The 19,756-nt window shown below is 60.6% G+C and carries 14 protein-coding genes, 1 tRNA gene and 3 pseudogenes; 11 read left to right on the top strand and 7 right to left on the bottom strand.

All coding sequences use genetic code 11. From position 1 onward, the window contains the following. Positions 1-131: 131 nt before the first annotated feature. Complete coding sequence (locus CAPSK01_RS01540; protein WP_034921397.1) at positions 132-1,574, bottom strand: SPOR domain-containing protein; 1,443 nt, start codon at positions 1,572-1,574, stop codon at positions 132-134. A 255-nt stretch (positions 1,575-1,829) separates the two neighbouring features. On the opposite strand from CAPSK01_RS01540, the gene CAPSK01_RS21370 reads away from it, so the two are divergent. The 3 genes from CAPSK01_RS21370 to CAPSK01_RS01525 all read left to right on the top strand — a co-directional run bounded on the left by CAPSK01_RS21370 (position 1,830) and on the right by CAPSK01_RS01525 (position 5,538). After that, complete coding sequence (locus CAPSK01_RS21370) at positions 1,830-3,245, top strand: FkbM family methyltransferase (RefSeq protein WP_273702860.1); 1,416 nt, start codon at positions 1,830-1,832, stop codon at positions 3,243-3,245. Positions 3,246-3,347: 102 nt separating this feature from the next. After that, positions 3,348-4,472, top strand: a complete 1,125-nt coding sequence (gmd, locus tag CAPSK01_RS01530; protein ID WP_034921395.1) for a GDP-mannose 4,6-dehydratase — start codon at positions 3,348-3,350, stop codon at positions 4,470-4,472. Positions 4,473-4,479: 7 nt separating this feature from the next. After that, positions 4,480-5,538, top strand: coding sequence for a GDP-L-fucose synthase (locus CAPSK01_RS01525; RefSeq protein WP_034921392.1), 1,059 nt, complete (start codon positions 4,480-4,482; stop codon positions 5,536-5,538). 101 nt (positions 5,539-5,639) lie between these two features. On the opposite strand, the gene CAPSK01_RS01520 is transcribed toward CAPSK01_RS01525, so the two are convergent. From CAPSK01_RS01520 to CAPSK01_RS01510, 3 genes are all read right to left on the bottom strand, one after another. Next, entirely contained in the window at positions 5,640-7,487 is a 1,848-nt protein-coding gene (locus tag CAPSK01_RS01520) for a glutamine--tRNA ligase/YqeY domain fusion protein (protein WP_034921389.1), read from the bottom strand. Between the two features lie 75 nt (positions 7,488-7,562). Beyond that, complete coding sequence (locus tag CAPSK01_RS01515; protein ID WP_034921386.1) at positions 7,563-8,075, bottom strand: type II toxin-antitoxin system RatA family toxin; 513 nt, start codon at positions 8,073-8,075, stop codon at positions 7,563-7,565. A gap of 91 nt (positions 8,076-8,166) precedes the next feature. Then, positions 8,167-10,053 carry a sulfatase-like hydrolase/transferase gene (locus CAPSK01_RS01510; protein WP_273702895.1) on the bottom strand — a complete coding sequence of 629 codons (1,887 nt, stop codon included), beginning with the start codon at positions 10,051-10,053 and terminating at the stop codon, positions 8,167-8,169. Between the two features lie 141 nt (positions 10,054-10,194). Between CAPSK01_RS01510 and CAPSK01_RS01505 the strand changes: the two genes are divergently transcribed. Together CAPSK01_RS01505 and dtd are read left to right on the top strand one after the other, a co-directional pair. Beyond that, complete coding sequence (locus tag CAPSK01_RS01505; RefSeq protein WP_034921382.1) at positions 10,195-11,142, top strand: cation diffusion facilitator family transporter; 948 nt, start codon at positions 10,195-10,197, stop codon at positions 11,140-11,142. Continuing rightward, positions 11,139-11,591 (top strand): D-aminoacyl-tRNA deacylase, encoded by a 453-nt coding sequence (gene dtd / locus CAPSK01_RS01500; protein ID WP_034921379.1) that lies wholly within the window; start codon positions 11,139-11,141, stop codon positions 11,589-11,591. Before CAPSK01_RS01505 ends, dtd begins: the two co-directional genes overlap by 4 nt. A 130-nt stretch (positions 11,592-11,721) precedes the next feature. On the opposite strand, the gene CAPSK01_RS01495 is transcribed toward dtd, so the two are convergent. Beyond that, the gene (locus tag CAPSK01_RS01495) at positions 11,722-12,045 is read right to left on the bottom strand and encodes a hypothetical protein (RefSeq protein ID WP_273702898.1); all 324 of its coding nucleotides are present in this window, start codon (positions 12,043-12,045) and stop codon (positions 11,722-11,724) included. An 11-nt stretch (positions 12,046-12,056) separates the two neighbouring features. On the opposite strand from CAPSK01_RS01495, the gene CAPSK01_RS01490 reads away from it, so the two are divergent. Both CAPSK01_RS01490 and CAPSK01_RS01485 read left to right on the top strand, forming a co-directional pair. Next, positions 12,057-13,337 carry an aspartate kinase gene (locus tag CAPSK01_RS01490; protein ID WP_034921376.1) on the top strand — a complete coding sequence of 427 codons (1,281 nt, stop codon included), beginning with the start codon at positions 12,057-12,059 and terminating at the stop codon, positions 13,335-13,337. Then, positions 13,337-13,430, top strand: a tRNA-Ser gene (locus CAPSK01_RS01485). Before CAPSK01_RS01490 ends, CAPSK01_RS01485 begins: the two co-directional genes overlap by 1 nt. 220 nt (positions 13,431-13,650) lie before the next feature. Here the strand turns inward: CAPSK01_RS01485 and CAPSK01_RS01480 are convergent. Continuing rightward, complete coding sequence (locus tag CAPSK01_RS01480; protein ID WP_273702859.1) at positions 13,651-14,133, bottom strand: HNH endonuclease; 483 nt, start codon at positions 14,131-14,133, stop codon at positions 13,651-13,653. Positions 14,134-14,526: 393 nt separating this feature from the next. Continuing rightward, a pseudogene (locus CAPSK01_RS01475) lies at positions 14,527-15,630 on the bottom strand (transposase). On the opposite strand from CAPSK01_RS01475, the gene CAPSK01_RS21365 reads away from it, so the two are divergent. From CAPSK01_RS21365 to CAPSK01_RS01465, 4 genes and pseudogenes are all read left to right on the top strand, one after another. Further along, entirely contained in the window at positions 15,577-15,948 is a 372-nt protein-coding gene (locus CAPSK01_RS21365) for a DUF2934 domain-containing protein (protein ID WP_273702858.1), read from the top strand. The pseudogene CAPSK01_RS01475 and the gene CAPSK01_RS21365 overlap by 54 nt on opposite strands. After that, a pseudogene (locus CAPSK01_RS21360) lies at positions 15,949-16,032 on the top strand (BAX inhibitor (BI)-1/YccA family protein); the annotation flags it as partial. Between the two features lie 280 nt (positions 16,033-16,312). Continuing rightward, a pseudogene (locus tag CAPSK01_RS21355) lies at positions 16,313-16,468 on the top strand (universal stress protein); the annotation flags it as partial. A gap of 200 nt (positions 16,469-16,668) precedes the next feature. After that, complete coding sequence (locus CAPSK01_RS01465) at positions 16,669-19,302, top strand: HAD-IC family P-type ATPase (RefSeq protein ID WP_034921372.1); 2,634 nt, start codon at positions 16,669-16,671, stop codon at positions 19,300-19,302. The last annotated feature ends 454 nt before the right edge of the window (positions 19,303-19,756 follow it).

The following is a 19,756-nucleotide window of genomic DNA, read 5'->3' as shown; positions in this document are numbered from 1 at the left end:
GACCTCCTTGGCAGGTTGATCGGACCGACCCATGGCATACCGCAGGAGTATGCCAAAAAATGAGTTGGGGCGATAGCAAACTCAATCGCGGTTTTGCGACCAGCGTTCGGCAGAATCTCTCGATCCTGTGGTCAGCGCAAGGAAGCCTGTACCGACTGGAACTGACGCACCCACGGTCCGTTGACATGCAGTTCCGGCGGCAGTGCGGCGATGGCGGCACGCGCCTGGGTAACCGTAGTGAACACGCCGAAGAACAGCTGGTAGTCCGTGCGCTGCGCGCGCGTGCTCACCGAAAAGGCCAGGGAATCCAGCGCCAGCCTTTTGACGTTGCGGTCGATGAAGCGTGCCATGTCGGCCTGGCTGGGGGAGGTCACCAACTGTACGGTATACGCCTTGGGGTTTTGCGCGAGTAACCACTGGCCGTCATGTACCACCCCGGCTCCCACGCCTTGCACTTGCAGCTTCTGTACCGCGGCACGCAGATCGCCGAGGCTTTTTTCCAGATCGGAAACCTGGTTCGAGACCTGGTCAATACTTGCCTGCTGGCGTGACTCGTGCTCCTGGCGGGCCGTTTCTTGCGCGGAGAGTGCGGCTACCTGGCCGCTGACTTCGGTGATCCGGGCCTGATGTTGCGCCATCGCCGATTCGTTGCCGGCGGGGGCAAAGGCCGGTAGCCACTTGACCAGAGCGAAGCCCACCGCGGTCAGCAAGAGCAGGCCGGCAATCGCCCGATGGGTCCACTTGAACCGGTCGCGAGTGTCACCCTGATGGTCTGCCAGCGCGGTAGCGACCCTGCCGATTTTTTCGTCCAGGTGCTCCGTTTCCGATTGCAGCACGCCGACCAGGCTTTGCAAGGTCTGAAACTCGGCATGGTGTTCGCGTTGCAAGGCGCTCAAACCCTCGATCCGCGCCTCGACGATCGCGTGTTGCTTTTCTGCTTGCTCGCGTACTGCTTCGATACGGTTCTTGTTGCCGCGTGTCGCGGTATCAAGCAATTGATAGGTGATATCAAACTGATCCAGGCGCGCGCGTTGCTCGGCGATGATTTGTTCCTGTGCCTTGAACAGACCGTGCAGTGAACCGAGACCGGCGTCGAGCTGTGCGAGATCCGAACTGATACGTGCATTTTGGGTTGCAAGCTGTGTATTCCAGCGCTGCTCCGAGTCGGCCAGCCAGGTGCGAGCGTCACCGCGCACCGCATCGATGCGTTGTTCCGTGGCGGCGGCATGTCCGGCCAAGGACCGGCCCTGTTGCTGCAAATCGGCGCCGAGCTGATGCACCTGGCTTGAGACCGCGCCGCCGGACTGGCGGATTTCGGCCAACTCCTGGTCGATACGACGGTTGTTTTCGGCATAGAGGGCGGTCAGCTCGTCGTAGTCACGCAGCAGACGGTCAAGCTGTGCGTTGATCTCCTTCGGCATCAGGCTGGAACCGCTGGCCTGCGTGAGTTCAAGCAACTGGGCCATCCTCGGTTCGATGGCCGGGGTTGGGGTCGCCAGTGCGTCCAGCGGCTCGGTGGGCACGGTTTCAGGCTGCACATCGTTTGGAAGCACCAATTCTGCGGTTGGGGTCATGGTCGGGCCTCTTTCTAGTGGATTTGCAAGTTTGCGTCTGGGTCGATAACAGCGTGCTCAGGCACCTTGTGTCGAACGTCGACGAGTTTCCTCATCCTTTCCTGAATGCTTGGAAGGATGAAAAATCCGACACCGTGGGGGAGTATATGTTTCTCCATCAACCATGGTCAATTGTTCCGACGTTCCGACAGAATTTTTGCGTCTATCTGCGCAAAACGGTATGGTGATGACCTTTCCTTGGAGGGGCAATTGTCGATGACTGACACCATCACTCACACTCTGCTTGACGGGGTCAGGATCGTTACTCCTGACTCGTTGGAACTGATTACTCCGTATGTCTTGCGCGAGCAGCAGGACTGGTTCGAGGATGAAATCAAGTTCCTGCGCCACTTGCTGCAACCGGGCCAGAAGGTCATCGACATTGGTGCCAACTACGGTGTTTACGCCTTGTGCATGGCCAGGGCAGTAGGGCCGACAGGCCAGGTGTGGGCCTTTGAGCCAAGCTCCAGCACGGCAGGTCTTCTTGCCGAAGGCATTGCCGCCAACGGTTTCGCGCAGGTGACTCTGGTACAAAGCGCACTCTCGTCTGCGAGTGGTACGGCCCGACTATCGCTGAGCCCACACTCCGAACTGAACGCACTGGTGCATGACCCCGCCGCAACGACCGAGACCGAGCTGGTCTCCCTGGTAACGCTTGATGAATGCCTGGAGACTTATGGCTGGCAGGACATCGAGGTCGTCAAGATCGACGCCGAGGGCGAGGAGGCCAATATCCTGAAGGGCGGCGAACGCTTCTTCGCGCGGCTGTCACCGCTGGTCCAGTACGAGATCAAGGCGGGTGCCGACCTGCACATGCATCTGATAGAAGCCTTTGCTGCACTTGGCTACACTTCCTATCGGCTGGTACCCGGACTCGACCTGCTGGTGCCCTTCAATCCCGAAGCGCAAATGGATGGGTTCCTGCTCAATTTGTTCTGCTGCAAGCCCGACCGCGCCGCACGACTTGCCGAACGCGGTGTTCTGCTTGATTCGGCCGGACTTGAAACCGCAGGAGAGCAGATCAAGGAGCTTCTCGGAATCGATGGCAGTCTAGATGTCCATCGCTGGCAGCATGCCATCATCGGATTACCTTACGGGACACAACTCGCGAATGAGTGGGAAGTGACCATGAATTCTGGGGGCAGTGAAGAGGTCGCACATGCCTTGTCCCTCTATGCGCTCAGCCGGGATTCGTCCTTGCCGGCAACGGCGCGTTTTCTTGCGCTGGAGGCCGGTTTCCGCTGCCTCGAGACGCTTTGCGGACAGCAGGCTGCACACCTGCGGCTGGCCAGCCTGGCGCGAGTAGCGAGAGATTACGGCTCCAGATCCCTGGCGGTAAACGCACTGGCACAACTGTGCACAACGATCCTTCAGCAGCAGCAGGTGGACACCAGCGAACCGTTTCTTGCACCGGGTGAACGCTTTGATTCGATCGTACCTGGTGAGGTCATCGGCAACTGGGTTCTGGCCGCGGTTCTGGAGGAACTGGAGAGGCTCAGCTCGTTCTCTTCGTTCTACACGGGTGCTTCGGCGTTGCAGCGCCTGCAAATCATTCGCGAGTTAGGGTTTGGCAGCAGCGAGATGGCACGCCGTTTGAGCTTGTTACAGGAGCGTCTGGGATTGCCCGTCTAAGATCACCAATCAAACGACGTCATTGCGCAAAATCGATTACAAAAAGACTATCGGCTAGCCTTTGCCGAGCATCATCGCCTCACTGACGGATGACCCCCCCCCATGACCACTCCCCCAAAGGTTGCCCTGATTACCGGCGTGACTGGCCAGGACGGCGCCTACCTGGCTGAATCCCTGCTCCACAAGGGCTACCAAGTGCATGGTATCAAGCGCCGTTCCTCGTTGTTCAACACCGACCGCATCGATCATCTTTATCAGGATCCGCACGAGCCCGGGCGGCGCTTCATTCTCCACCACGGCGACCTCACCGACTCCACCAGTCTGATCCGCATCATCCAGGAGGTGCAACCCGACGAGATCTACAATCTGGCCGCACAAAGCCACGTCGCCGTGAGCTTCGAAGAACCCGAGTATACCGCCAATGCCGACGGTATCGGCGCCCTGCGCATGCTCGAAGCGATTCGCATCCTCGGCCTGGAAAAGAAAACCCGTTTCTACCAGGCCAGCACCTCGGAGCTCTACGGTCTGGTCCAGGAAACACCGCAAAAGGAAACCACTCCCTTCTATCCGCGCAGCCCCTACGCCGTCGCCAAGCTCTACGCTTACTGGATCACCGTCAATTACCGCGAGGCCTACGGAATTTATGCCTGCAACGGCATCCTCTTCAACCACGAAAGCCCGGTTCGCGGTGAAACCTTCGTCACCCGCAAGATCACCCGCGGCATCGCCCGGATCGCCCTTGGCCTGCAGGATTGCCTCTATCTTGGCAACCTCAGCGCCCTGCGCGACTGGGGCCACGCCCGCGACTATGTCGAAATGCAGTGGCTGATGCTGCAGCAGGATCATCCTGAAGACTTCGTCATCGCCACGGGTGTGCAATACAGTGTTCGCCAGTTTGTCGAATTCGCCGCAGCCGAACTGGGCATGGGCGTGCTTTTCGAAGGCGAGGGCGTCAATGAGATCGGCATCGTCACCGGGGTCGAGGGCGACAAGGCCAAAGTCAGGCCGGGTACGGTCATCGTCCGGGTGGACCCGCGCTACTTTCGCCCGACGGAAGTCGAGACCCTGCTGGGCGATCCCCGCAAAGCCCGCGAAAAACTCGGCTGGACGCCGACCACCAGCCTGCACGAACTGGTCAGGGAAATGGCACTGGCTGACTACAACTCCGCCAGGCGCGATGCCCTGGTCAAACTGGCCGGCTTCAAGGCCTTCGACCACAACGAATGAACAGACCATGACGCCCGCCCGAATCTACGTCGCCGGCCACCGCGGCATGGTCGGCTCGGCCATTGTTCGCACTCTGCAGCAACGCGGCACAGCGACGCTGATCACCCGCACACACGCTGAACTCGATCTCACCCAGCAGGCCGCCGTGCGCGCCTTCTTCGAAGCGGAAAGACCCGAACAGGTGTACCTTGCCGCCGCCAAGGTCGGCGGCATTCACGCCAACCAGACCTACCCGGCCGAATTCATTTACCAGAACCTGATGATCGAGACCCACATCATTCATGAAGCCTGGCGAGTCGGCGTGCAGAAACTCCTCTTTCTCGGCAGCAGTTGCATCTACCCCAGACTCGCCGCGCAGCCGATCCCGGAAGAAGCACTGCTCACCGGGACCCTGGAAGCAACCAACGAACCTTACGCCATCGCCAAGATTGCCGGCATCAAGCTCTGCGAAAGCTACAACCGCCAATACGGCACGGATTACCGCAGCGTCATGCCCACCAACCTCTACGGACCCGGCGATCACTACGACTTGCAGAACAGCCACGTCATTCCGGCGATGATCCGCAAGCTGCACCTTGCCAAGCTCGCCGCCGACCACAACTGGTCCGCGATCGAACAGGACGAAACCAGAAATGGCCCGATTCCGCAGGACCTCAAGCGCCAGTTGCAAGGCGTCTGCACTTGGGCCCTGGAGCCTTCCCTATCCCTCTGGGGTACCGGCACTCCCAGGCGCGAATTCCTCTACGTCGACGACCTGGCCAAGGCCAGCGTGCACATCATGAACCTGGACCAAGCCACCTACAAGGCCCACACCCGGCCGATGCTCTCACACATCAACGTCGGTACCGGCGAGGAACTGACCATCCGCCAACTGGCCGAAGCCGTCGCCCAGGTCGTCGGCTATACCGGCCGCATCGAATTCGACCCGCGTAAACCGGACGGCACGCCAAGAAAGCGGCTGGATGTCTCGCGCCTGCGCACTCTGGGCTGCCAAACCACGGTGGGTCTGGAAGAAGGGCTGGGTAAGACCTATACAGACTTTCTCGCCAGAGAAGCCTGCGCCTGAGAGCCTGTGAAAATGTTCTCCAGGTTTTCGCCTGCGAGACTCACGCCAGGGGGCCATCTGCCGCTGAAACCGCTTCCGACACCGTTTGCCTGTGCAAGTTGCTAGCTGCGTTGACCGGGTTTGCTCGACCATGAGTCCCTGAGCGTCATCGTGCGGTTGAAAACCGGCGCGCCTTCCCGGGAGTCGACGCGATCGGCAACGAAATAACCATGGCGTTCAAACTGGAAACTCTCTTCCGGCCGGGCATGCTGCAGCGCGGGTTCGAGCCAGGCCCGGATGACCCGGATGCTGTTCGGATTGAGGTCGTCGCGAAAGTCTCGTTCGACGTCGTCGGGATCGCCCGCACGTCTGGCACCCGGAGAGGGAACCGCGAACAGTCGATCGTAGAGCCGCACTTCGGCAAGAAAGGCACCGGCGACCGCAACCCAGTGCAGATTGCCCTTGACCTTGTAGTTGTCGGCACCCGGAGTACCGCTCTTCGAATCTGGCAGGTATTCGCAATGCACAGCGATGAGGGTGCCATCCTCGTCATGGTCACAGCCGGTGCATCTGAGCACGTAGCCGTAGCGCAGCCGAGCGAGATTGCCTGGGTAAAGGCGATGGTAGCCCTTGCTCGGCTGTTCCATGAAGTCTTCGCGCTCGATCCACAGCTCCCGGCCAAAGGGCATCGCGCGCTTGCCCAATTCAGGTTTGAGCGGATGGTTAGGTGCGACACACTCCTCACTCTGGCCGGCCGGATAATTGTCGATGATCAGCTTGAGCGGATCGAGCACGGCGACGCGGCGCTCGGCCGACTCGTTCAACACTTCGCGCATGGTGTCTTCGAGTTGCGAGTACTCGATTAGCGAATCAGAACGCGATGCGCCGAGACGCTCGGCAAACAGGCGAAAACCTGCCGCCGGATATCCGCGGCGGCGCGCGCCGACCAGGGTCGGCAAACGCGGATCGTCCCAGCCGGCGACATGCTGCTCCTCGACGAGCTGGATCAGCTTGCGCTTCGAAAGCACGATGTAAGTCAGGTTAAGGCGCGAGAATTCGATCTGCTGCGGCAGCGGGCGCTGCAGCAACCCGCCTTCCGCCAGACGCTCGAGCAGCCAGTCGTAGAACGGGCGCTGGTCGGCGAATTCGAGCGTGCATATCGAGTGGGTGATGTTCTCCAGCGCGTCTTCGATGGGGTGAGCATAGGTATACATCGGATAGACGCACCAGCGATCGCCGGTGTTGTGATGGCTGGCGTGGCGAATGCGGTAGATCGCCGGATCGCGCAGGTTGATGTTCGCTGCCGCCATGTCAATCTTCGCGCGCAGGATATGTGTGCCGTCCGGAAATTCGCCATTCTGCATGCGCCTGAAAAGGTCCAGGTTCTCCTCGACACTGCGCTCGCGAAAAGGCGAGTTGCTCCCCGCTTCAGTGAGCGTGCCGCGATTGCTGCGCATCTCTTCGGCGCTCTGGCTCTCGACATAGGCGTGGCCGCTACGGATCAGGTATTCGGCGAACTCGATCATCCAGTCGAAGTAGTTGGAGGCAAAATAAAGGTTGCACTCCGCGTCCGACGGGCCTTCGCAGACCGGGTCTTCCCAGGAATAGCCGAGCCAGCGTACCGAATCGATAATCGAATCAACGTATTCCTGCTCTTCCTTTTCCGGATTGGTATCGTCAAAGCGAAGGTGACAGCGACCGCCGAAATCCTGCGCCAGGCCGAAGTTGAGGCAGATCGACTTGGCATGGCCGAAGTGCAGATAGCCATTGGGTTCGGGCGGAAAGCGCGTGCGGATTTGCGCCCTGTCGAGCGGGCCGGCAAGTTGCTGTTCGGCAGGGCCGGGATGACCAGACCACCGGCGTGCCGCGTATTTGCCGGCAGCGAGATCGGTTTCGATGATGTTGCGGATGAAATTGCTGCTGGCGAGTGCTGCCGGACTTGCCGCTCGGCTATTTGGCTCCTGGCTCACGATGCAATCCTTGATTCGAGAAGGCTCGCATTTTAACCGGCCGGGGGTTCAAAGCAGCGAGAATTCATACCTTGCTCAGGGAATCGACCGGCCATCGACGCCACCCGACCCCGGTTGACTTGCATGCCCTGCCGTCGCCGCGGGCACCGCTCCGGTCTTTGCAGCCAGTGCGTGGGCTCTGGCCTCGAAAGCCGTGACCATGCTGGCGGCCATCGGCAGGATCAGCATTTCGACAACCGGCCTGAGGAACAACGAGCGGGTCGCGCAGTCCAGCGCGAAGTCGACGTGGCAGTGATCGTCAGCAAGCGGTGAAAATGCCCAGCGAACGTCGAAGCGACAGAACGAGCGATCGTCGGAAACGATGGTGATGCTGTTCGGCCGGGCAAGTTCGGTGCGCGTGTGGAAGCGATGCAGCAACAGCCCCAGGGCCAGGGTCTGTTCGGTTTCATAAGCCTCGGGATAACGTCTGACGATCCTCGCTGCGCGCATCAGCGGCAGGAACTCGGGATACCGCTCGACATCGGCAACGATATCGAACAACCACTCCGACGGTAGTGCAATGGCGCGGCTCTCACGATGGGTTGCCATGCTCCTCCCATTTGCTGTTGCGGCTGACCGGATCCTGGCGGAGTCTTGCCGGGACGATCACCAGAACCGCCGTAAGGCTGGCGTTTTACCTCTACCCTTTCGGACGGCTGAAGCGTGTCAGATTGTTCATCATTTCGACCATTGCCGATTGGATCTCGCTTTTTGCGCGTTCACGGTCGCTGACCGGGCGGTCGTCTTCATCGAGCACTTCGTCGCGAACTGCACCCGCCGCATTCACCGGGAACGAGATCTTGAATTTTTCACCGAGGTAGGCGATACGGTTCCAGCCGGCCGCAACCGCGTAATCGCGGTGGAAGTCAGGCGCCAGCAGATTCTGTCCGAGCGAGTAATCGGCCGGCGGATTTCTGACGCCAAGCAAGGGCATCAGCGTTGCCGGGATATCGAGATGGCTGCTGATGCCGCTGATGGTGCGTGCCTGCTGACCAGGAATCCACAGGACACCCGGTGTGCTGGTCTGAAAACGATTGAAGTCGGCAGCGTGTCCCCAGCGCTTGCGTTCCATGAATTCCTCGCCGTGATCGCCAAGAACGATAATGATCGTGTCGTCGAGCAGTTTCCTTTCACGCAGATGCGCGATGACACGCCCGATCAGATGGTCGACATGGTGAGCGGCGTTGATGTAGCGGTTCTTGATCTGCACCATCTGCTGCGCGAAGTCAGCCGACAGATAGTTGAAGTCCTCAAGATACGGGCGAGCAATGACGCTCTCGGGCGGGAAAGTGTAATTGGCATGCGTACCCTCGAAGAACATGTAGGCCATGAATGGTCGCGTCCTGTCGCGGGTATCGATGAACCGGAGGATGTCGTCGATGTTCTGCCGGTCGCGTTGCCACGGCGGCGGACCATCGGACAGCGCATGCATGTCGGCCGGGTCCATTCTCGCGAAAACTGTCTCCTGAAATGGTGGGTAGGTAAAACTCTGGCTGGTATGCAGGCTGAACTGATAGTTCTGTTGCTGCAGCACATCCATCAGCAGAGGCGATCGGCGCGCCGCCTGCATCGGAAACCAATAATTGCCGTACAGGCCATAGAACATCGAGAAGATGCCCATCTGCGTGGTGTTGCCGCCACTATAGTGATTCTCGAGGCGCAGCGAATGCCCGGAAAAGTCCCAGAGCTGCGGCATGATGGTGCGGTCCAGCATGTCGTAGCGCAGCGATTCGACCGCCAGCCAGACGATGTTGAGCGGGCGTGCGGGCGGCTCGACGCGTAGCGGCAGCAGCGGATAACTCAGGACGCCATTCTTGATATGCACCCCGCCGGCATTCTCGGGAGCGCCGCTGACGCCCAACCGGGACGCCAGCTTGCGAAAGGTGGTCGGCAGGTAAAGCGGGTAGCGCTCACTGGCAAAAAGAATCGGCTGGTAGTTGGCGGCCGCGCTGAAACCATAGGCAACGCGCTCGCCGACCGCAAAGCTCAGGATGGCCAGCAGCACCCAGCCCGCACGCGGGGTCCAGCGAGATGGACGCGACTGGGCGGCGCGACGTGTCACCCAGGAGTAGGTTGCCGCCTGCAATGCCAGCAGGGCGATGACCACCAGACTTGCGGTCAGTTCGGTACTGCGACTGGCTCCGAGCGAGGCAATTCCGCCGGGGGTGAACACCAGATCGAGGACAAAACCGTTGATGTGAAATCCGTACATCCCATAAATCATCCGGTCGGCGAACAGGAGCACGTGAATCATCCCGGTCAGGCCGATCAGCAGCAACGCCAGAGTGGCTACCCCGACGCGCGTCGCCGGGCGCCGCAGCAGCAGCCGGTGCAGCAGGTAGCCCGGGATCAGTGCCGGCAGCAGGTACAGGAAGGTGTAACTGACCGTGGTCGCCAGCGTCCACAGAGCCACCGCGAGAGTGCTGTAGCTCTGGTCGTTGGTGAAGGCGCTGACGTGCAGCAGCACCCATAGTCCAGTCAGGAGAAAAAAGCGCTTGATGCTGTCGCGAGTGGGTAGTTGGGGCAGAGGGGTCATCGGCATCCTTCGGCGTAAGAGGCTATTTTAGCGGATAAACATTAAGCCGGGCTGAAGCGATGGCGCCCAGCCGCCTGCCTGGCCAAACTCATCTCCAATGCAAACAGCGATCTCGGGTAAAATGCCCGGATCATGAGTGATCCACACCTCCAGCACGCGCACCAGCACCATGAGCACGGCGAGCATGTCGACACCGGCCCACGCCTGCTCTGGGCCTTGCTGCTGACGCTCGGCTTTGCCGGGGTCGAGGCAGCGACCGGCTTCTGGTCGGGATCGCTGGCATTGCTGAGTGACGCCGGGCACATGGTTACCGACAGCGCCTCACTCGGGCTCGCGGCCTTTGCGGCCTGGCTTGCGCAACGCCCACCGACGCAACGACACACATACGGCTATGGTCGGGTGGAGACGCTGGCGGCGCTGCTCAATGTCGTTTTCATGGTCCTGGTGGTGGTCGGGATCTCGGTCGCCGCCGTCGACCGCATCCTCGATCCTGCCGCGGTCAATGGCGCAGCGGTCACCCTGGTGGCGGCGCTCGGCCTGCTCCTCAACATCGCCGTCGCCTGGTTGCTGATGCACGGCGAGCAGACGATGAATACGCGCGGCGCCCTGCTGCACGTCCTCGGCGATCTGCTCGGTTCGGTGGCGGCTCTGGTCTCCGGCGCCGTCGTGATGTGGACCGGCTGGACCACCATCGACCCTCTGCTTTCGATCCTGATCTGCGCGCTGATGCTGGCGTCGAGCCTGCGTCTTTTGCGCGAAGTTCTGCAGGCACTGATGGAAGGCGTGCCGCCGAGCCTGTCAACCGAACAGATCGGAGGAGTACTGGCTGGCATTGCGGGTGTTGCCTCGGTGCACGACCTGCATATCTGGACCTTGTCGTCGAGGCGCATTGCCCTTTCGGCGCATCTCGTCGTCGAGTCACTCGAACAATGGCCGACGGTCCTCGCCGCCAGTCGGCATGCGCTGGCCGAGCAGGGTATTGCGCACGTGACGCTGCAGCCGGAACCCTTGACCAATACCGTACGCTGGTTGCCTATCCCCGAGAAACTCCGTCAGCAGAATGCCGGGGCCACCCGATGAGGGTGGTCGTGCAGCGCGTCGCCGCGGCACGGGTCGAAGTCGGAGGAAAAATCGTTGGCTCGATCGGATCGGGCCTGTTGATCCTGGCCGCTTTCGAGGAGGTCGATGCCAGCTCTGATCTGGCCTGGATGTCCGCCAAGCTGGCCCGGCTGCGCATCTTCCCCGATGCGGCCGGGGTAATGAACCGCAGCGTCGTCGACACCAGAGGTGGGCTTCTCGCAGTCAGTCAGTTCACGCTCTTCGCGTCGACCCGGAAAGGCAATCGTCCATCGTGGAGTCGCGCAGCTCGGCCTGAGCTTGCGCAAGCACTGTTTCAACGCTTTGTCGAGCAGCTCGAAAGCGTCAGCGGGCAGCGCGTGCAAACCGGCATTTTCGGTGCCGACATGAGGGTACACCTGATCAACGACGGACCGGTGACGATCAGCATTGATTCGCGTCGGTCGGAATAGATTGCGCACTGGCCCAGTAAAAAACGCCGCCACTTCTGCCTGTGATCAGGCACGGGCGTCCCCACGGCGAGACGAACTGTTCCCCGCTTGCAGGGCAGACGTGCGCGTTCATGTTCCGCACAACAGGTGCTTAGAGCATCATGGGTGCCTGATTCATTTCCTCGATGCCCTGGAGGATGCGCGTCTTCAGTTCGTCGATAGACTTGACGCGAATGTGGCGCAAGAACTTACAGCAATTCTCATTTTGGCCAACGAGGCCTTTTGCTTCTCCAGCGAGCGGCGCATGGAAATCAGCAAAATTTATGGGCCAAACCCCTCTCATGAACGGCAGAAAGGCGCTTTCCGACCAGATCGCCCCCATTGCTTCGGTCATAATGAGAATTGCTGTGGACAAGGCTGCCTTTTGCGGGAAGGTCATGCCTTGCATTAGAATACCGGCTTTTGCGTTGCTCAACTGGATTTGGGATGGCACTGATCGTTCAGAAGTTTGGCGGCACGTCGGTTGCATCGACGGATCGCATCAAGAATGTCGCCAAGCGAGTTGCTCGCTGGCGAGCGCAAGGACACGACATTATCCTGGTTCCCTCGGCCATGGCCGGAGAGACCAACCGGCTGATCGGCCTGGCCAGGGAAATCTCGCCTACACCGGATCCGCGCGAACTCGACGTGATTGCCTCGACCGGCGAACAGGTCACCATCGGCTTGCTGGCCATGGCCATGCATGCCGAGGGACTCAAGGCAAAGAGCTTTACCGGTTTCCAGGTCGGGGTGTTGACCGATAGCACCTTTACCAAGGCGCGGATTCTGAAAATCGACCAGCACCGGATTCGCAAGGCGCTGGCCGATGGACACGTCGTCGTCGTGGCAGGTTTTCAGGGTGCCGATGAGTATGGCAACATCACCACCCTGGGTCGTGGAGGATCCGATACCTCAGCCGTAGCGCTGGCGGCAGCGATGAAGGCGGACGAGTGCCAAATCTACACTGACGTTGACGGCGTCTACACGACCGACCCGCGCGTCGTTCCGGAAGCACGCAAACTCAACAGCATCACTTTTGAAGAGATGCTGGAGATGGCCAGTCTCGGGTCCAAGGTGCTCCAGATCCGCTCGGTCGAGTTTGCCGGCAAGTACAAAGTCAAACTCCGTGTGCTTTCCAGCTTCGAGGAGGAAGGTGAAGGTACGCTGATCACTGTTGAGGAAAAAGGGAATATGGAACAACCGATCATCTCCGGGATCGCTTTCAATCGCGACGAAGCCAAACTCACCGTACTGGGCGTTCCGGACCGTCCAGGCATTGCTTACCAGATCCTCGGGCCGATCGCCGATGCAAACATTGACGTCGACATGATCATCCAGAACATCGGCCGTGACGATACCACCGACTTTTCCTTCACGGTCAATCGCACTGACTATGGCAAAGCGCTTTCCATCCTGGAAACCGTCAAGGACAAAATTGGCGCACGCGACATCGCCGGTGACAACACCACCTGCAAGGTCTCTGCCGTTGGCGTCGGCATGCGCTCCCATCCAGGCGTTGCAAGCAAGATGTTCGGCGCACTGGCCAAGGAAAACATCAATCTGCAGATGATCTCGACATCAGAGATCAAGATCTCGGTGGTCATTGAAGAAAGATACCTCGAGCTTGCGGTGCGCGTCCTGCACAAGGCCTTCGGCCTGGAAAAACCTCCGAAGTCGAAGTTGGGTTTGACCGGCCGTGGTGAAACCGATATCATCACGCCTTCCTAGGAGACGTGGCCGAGAGGTCGAAGGCACTCCCCTGCTAAGGGAGCATGCGGGCATAAACCTGCATCAAGGGTTCAAATCCCTTCGTCTCCGCCAGGACACCGGCTGCAAACGCTCTGCAGCAAAAACGAACACCCCGCTCAACGCCATGTTTTGCGGGGTTTTTCGTTCAAACCTCCTGACTTCGCAAATTTAGTACGGTTTTTTCAAGCTGTTGTTTTCAAGTGGCTTTTAGAGCTGCCTCGGCGGGTTTTGCGATGGCGTATGCTTTGATTTTGTGGGACGCCATCGGGGCTGCTTGGCGCTTTTTGCCAGCTCACGCCGCCGCTTTGAAGCGCTCATATCGCAGGGCCAAGCGGTCGCGGTCGGGGCAGTCTTTAACACGACTCGGCAAGTGGATCATCGTGCCGTCCAGGCATTTCAGGGCTTCAAGCATCGGTCCGTCATGTTGGACCAGCAGCCGTTTCGACACATGCAGCCGGTAATCAGGGTCAATGCCGATCAGATGCGCGTCGAAAGCTGCATGATGAATCTTCGATAGCGGAATTTCGTTGGGGACTATCGGCTGACCGAGGTGCTCGTCCTTGTCGGCGACGATGTGGGCGGCATCCAGGAGCAACGACTCGGGCAAGCCGGACAACGCGCAGCGACCGCCATAAGCCGTGATGACCGCCTCGCGGAACGACGCCTGATGCAGTCGCTGCTTAACGGCGCGCAGCGCATAGCGATGTTCCCTAGCATTGTCGGGTGGCGCAAGCAATTCCTGATCGGGCACGCCGAAGGCGACATGCGCCTTCAACGCCGTAGCCTCCCAAGCGGACACGAAGACCGGAAACATCGCCTGGTAGCGGCCAGGCGCGATACCGAGAAAGTAGATGCGGGACCTGGTTCTCGAACGCCTCAGGGAGCCAGCGGTTGTCGGCCGCGTCCGGATCCAGGCCCATGCAGGCGTAGTCAATCGTCTCGTCACCCGCGAAAATCTGCCGATGTAAGCGGAGCCTCTTGCAAAACTCCCCCGGGCCGGTTGCTGCGCCGCACCATTCGGTCACTGGGAGCAATTTTCATCGCGAGAGCAGGCTCCTTGGCGGAGCGGCTAACCTAATGGCATGGCTTGCATTTTTTCGGGCGAACCCCCCTCCTGCATTCCTCGAATGCACTGCAGCCGGAGAGGGAACGTAGGGGGGCATTGTCGTCATCGCATCAACTGGTCAGCAGACAGCGTCAGAATATCGAACATCAAGTGGGCCATCACTTTGGTATCGCCCTTGACATGAGGGTCTTGCCGCCGAATTCGTCCTTCAGCCGTGCATTGCTGCGCTCGGCAGCGGTCCGCTCGTTGTAGCGGATGGCTTCGGCCAGGGCGAATTCGATCTTCGTGCCACGGCGCGGATTGTGATCGATCAGGGGAACGTGGCCCAGGCTCTGGCTATGCTCACGCAATTCGCTGCTGCAATAGGCGGCATCCATGAGATCGTCAAGGTTAGTCACGCGCTCGGCGCTGATCAGCGACAGGGGAATGGCGCCCAGGCTGTCGTGCATCAATGCGCCGGAGAGCAGCGCCGCAATCGGCACGCCACAGTCAGCGGTATCGAGATGCAGCTTGTAGCCGGGGCATTGCACTTCGTACCGCGATCACACGCCGTGGGAATCTCATCGAGCATTTGCGCCAATGTCTGCCCGCGTTGGCGCTTGATCGGAGACGCTTTCGCGGGCGGACGCGCTTCGCTGCGCCGGGGCGGCTGCGTTTTCTCGCCGGTGCCGGCGTTTCGGCCGGGCTCTCTGCAGCCGGCAACAGGGTAGGCTGCGCCGTGGGGGCCGCTTCCTCTGCCGCTGCCTGGGTCCGAGACGGCTGTTCGCGAGCTTCGATGGCCGTGCCATCGCGACTGATATGCCCGATCAGTTCCTCCCCGAGGTGCTCCTTGATGAGGGCTTCATGCACCCGTTGGCCCAGGCCCGCTTCGGCCAACTCGTCGAAGGCGCGCGAGAAGGTGGCCTCGGAAGGCAGCGTCTTGCACAGGGGGGAAACCACCGATCCGTCGCAGCGCACGGTCGATCGTCAGACGTTCAATCAGCCCCAACACCGCCTTGGTGACAAAGGCGTTCGCCAACCACGCCCGCTCAAAGGGCGGACGCCCCACACCACACCACGATTCCCCCGTGAATTCCTCGATGCGTACCCATTCCAGCGTGCGCACAGCATTCTCCAGCTTCGGCGTCAGCGCTTCAGTTCGGGCAGAAGTTCGTGCTGAACGACCTTCCACCGTTGCATGATCAGTTCGCTTTGGGTAGTATCCATTTTGCTGGCGTTATGATGTTGGCCTCGATAGCCGTATCATGCCAGAAGTGGCCGCCGGCATTCTCCCCTTTCGCCACCGGCGCAAAATTAGCCGTGGAGTGCGAGTTATGCAAGAGGCTCAGCAAGTCAAGAATCAGCAAGAACGCCGGTCCTACGGTGATGATCGATCCGGAAAACGAACCGGAAGCAGGAGATCGCCTGCAACGCATTGCGACGATCGCGTACTACAAGGCAGAAGCTCGCGGGTTTGCCCCGGGACTGGAAATGGATGACTGGCTGCAAGCCGAAGCGGAAGTAGACACCGAGGCGCAACAGTAGGCAACCGTGTCATTATTCGTTTCGATCTTCAATCTGTTTACCAGTTTGCTGCACCTGCTGGGCTTTGCCTACAGTAGCGACTGATTGACGAGATGGAGCGGCGCCAAAGAGCGACTCATTGAAAGTTGGCGCTGGCAAGACGGTACCCGGACTGATTTGCAGGAAGATCAAGCGGAATAGGGAGGGATGGTGCACGGTGTTTTCGGCGAATTTGCGCTCTTGTTGCTGATGTCTGCAGCGGCAGGGGGCGGTTTCGCTCTGGCTGCGCCAGCCGGTGCTGATCGCCTACATTGTCATCGGCATCGTCGCCGGTCCTGCCGTGCTTGGGGTCGTCACGGCGCAGGACCAGATCGACTTGCTGGCCCAGGTCGATGCCGACCTGCTTGTCGTCGGCAAGCACGGCTCGCACATGGCCGACAAATTATTGCTCGGCAGCGTGACCAAGCACGTACTCGCCGAATCGCAATGTGATGTTCTGGTCATTGGCGACCCGCGCGAAGCGACGGACGAATCGCCATGAGCGACCTGGCGCTCATCCGGGGTGCCTTCTGCTGGCGGCTGCGGGCGGCGAGTCCTTCCTCAAGTCCATTCTCGACGCGGCGCTGCATCTGCGCATTCCGAAGAGGGTGGTAGCGACTACCCTGGCCGCCTTTGCTACTTCCAACCCGGAACTTACTGCCGGGTTTGTCTGGGCGACGCTCAATTCCTGAACCGAATCCCATGCAAAGCGATCCCATCACTCTCTGGCATGCCCTCTTGGCAAAGGAGGTTATCGACCGGCTGGCCTCCGATGCCACGCGGGGACTGGCTGCTACTGATGCTGCACAACGCCTTGCCGTTCATGGCCCCAACCGTCTCGCCGAGAAGCCGCCGCGCCCGACCTGGCTCAAGTTTCTCGACCAGTTCAAGAGTTTGCTTGTGATCATCCTGCTCGGCGCCGCCGTGCTGGCGGGGGCGATCGGCGATCTCAAGGATGCGGTCGTTATCGGCATCGTCGTACTGCTCAACGCGAGTCTGGGGTTCTTCCAGGAGCATCGTGCCGAAGCGGCACTGGCCGCGTTGAAGAACATGCTGGCCCCGACGGCACGGGTGCGGCGCAACGGGAAGGTGCAGCTGATCGAAGCCGTCGATCTGGTACCGGGCGACATCCTGCTGCTCGAGGCGGGCGACCGCATTCCCGCTGACGCGCGCGTGCTATCTGCGCACAGCGTCGAAGTGGCCGAGGCGGCGCTGACCGGTGAATCGCACGCCGTCGCCAAGCTGCCCGACCCGGTCGATGAAAGGTCGGCGCTGGCGGAATGGCACGACATGGTGTTCATGAACACCGTAGTCACCCGTGGCCGGCTGGAGGCCATCGTCACGGCGACCGGCATGCACACGGAGATGGGCCGGCTGGCGGGTCTGCTGGCCGAAACGGCCGAGGGCGAAACGCCGCTGCAGCGGCAACTCGACAGCCTTGGCAAGCGGCTGGCGCTGATCGCCTGTGGCGTCGTCGCACTCATGTTCGGCTTCGGCCTGATGCGCGGCGATCCTTTGGTTCAAACCGCGATGACGGCGATTGCACTGGCCGTGGCCGCAATACCCGAGGGCTTGCCCGCCGTGGTGACGGTGACGCTGGCACTCGGCATGCATCGCATGGCCAAGCGGCACGCCATCGTCAAGAAACTCGCTGCCGTCGAGACGCTGGGTTGCACCACGGTGATATGTTCCGACAAAACCGGCACTCTGACGCTCAACCAGATGACCGCTCGTGCACTGTACTGCCATGGCCGCCGTCATCCTGTCAGCGGCGAGGGCTATGGTGCCGAAGGCGCCATCGAGGGCCGGAGTGGCAGTGGCGTCCTACGAGATGTGTTGTTGCCGGCAGCGTTGTGCGTCGATGCGCGCATCCGGGATGGCCAACTGATCGGCGACCCCACCGAGGGTGCCTTACTCGCGTTGGCGGCGAAGGCGGGTCTGGATGCCGACGTAGTGCTGGAGCATCTGCCGCGCATCGCCGAAATTCCCTTCGATTCAGCCACCAAGTACATGGCGACCTTCCATCATGACGGCGACCGCGTGCTCCTGTGCGTGAAGGGCGCGCCCGACGTCCTGCTGGCGCATTCCGCGCTCGACGAGACAGCTCGGGCCGGTTTTACGGCGGAGAACGAGGCGTTGGCCAATGAGGCCTTGCGCGTGCTGGCGCTGGCCAGTCGCGAGATTCCTGCCGCGGATTTCGATCCATCCGGCGACTTGCTGCCTTGGGTGAATGACCTGACCCTGCATGCGCTGGTTGGCATCATCGATCCACCGCGCGCCGAGGCACGCGAGGCAATATCCACGTGCAACGCCGCCGGTATCCAGGTAAAGATGATCACCGGCGACCACCGTGTCACCGCTGCGGCGATTGCTCGCGAACTGGGGCTTTCCGGAGAGACGCACGAAGGGCGCGAACTCGACGGCCTGAACCAGAATGAGATTGCCGCGCTGATCGCGAATAGCTCGGTGTTCGCGCGCGTCGCTCCCGCGCACAAGATGCGAATCGTCGAAGCGCTACAAGCGCAAGGGCACGTCGTGGCGATGACCGGTGACGGTGTAAATGACGCACCGGCACTGAAGAAGGCCGATATCGGTGTCGCCATGGGCATCACCGGCACCGAGGTGACCAAGGAGGCGGCGACGCTTGTACTGACTGACGACAACTTCGCCTCGATCGTGCGCGCGGTTGAGGAGGGGCGCACCATCTACGACAACATCGTCAAGTTCGTGCGCTTCCAACTCTCCACCAACATCGGCGCCATCCTCACCGTGTTGGGTGCACTTTTCCTCGGCTTCGCCACGCCCTTTACAGCCATCCAGATTCTCTGGGTGAATATCATCATGGATGGGCCGCCGGCAATGACCCTCGGCGTAGAGCCGGCCCGCCCCGGCATCATGCGGGACCGGCCGCGCGCTGCTGACGCATCCATCCTTTCATTGGAACGCATGTGGCGCATCGGTCTCTACGGCCTGACCATGGCGGTAGGCACGCTTGCCGTGTATGCATGGGGACTGACGACGCTCGGCGAAGAAGTGAAAGCGACCACGCTGGCATTCACGACTTTCGTACTGTTCCAGTTCTTCAACATCTTCAACGCCCGCGCCGAGCACGGGAGCGCCTTCAATTACCAGTTCTTCAGCAACGGCAAGCTCTGGTTGGCCTTGGCTGCCGTGGTCGGCCTCCAGGTTGTAGCCGTGCATTGGGCACCTGCTCAGGCGGTGTTCGACACCGTCGACCTGACGGCCTTTGAGTGGGGCATCTCGGTATTGGTGGCATCGACCACCTTGTTCCTCGAGGAGGTGCGCAAGCTCGTCTTGCGCTTGGTCGCGAAGTGAATGCCTGAGTGTGAATCGGTCGCAGTTGGCCTTCTTTGGCGATCACAGTAATTTAGATCCGGCGACGTTGCTGCTAATGGCTGGTGCAGATAGAATCGCATCACCGAGGGCTAGACAGTTTGTTGTGACATTTCTTCTGGCCCGCCAGGACACCGGCTGCAGACGGCATCGAGGTCAAGCTGGCGTCGATGGAATCGGAAAGGGCGGCGATGAAGCCGTGTGCAGACATCACGCCGGACACGGTGCGCCGACTGCTGCGAACCATTCTGAATGATCTGAAGGCAACCCCCCGGACGGGCTGCGTGACGCGATCCACCCATTGATCGATCGGATTGAATTGTCACCAGAAACCTTCGAGGCGGTGCTCTACTACCGCATCAGCCCGCCCGATAAAAAGCGGGGAACTGGTGGCGTCCCCACGGGGATTCGAACCCCGGTACCTACCGTGAAAGGG

The sequence above is a fragment of the Candidatus Accumulibacter vicinus genome, from assembly GCF_000584955.1.
Classification (GTDB): domain Bacteria; phylum Pseudomonadota; class Gammaproteobacteria; order Burkholderiales; family Rhodocyclaceae; genus Accumulibacter; species Accumulibacter vicinus.
Note: the sequence above shows the minus strand (reverse complement) of the source record. Positions and strands in the feature narration are given on the sequence as shown.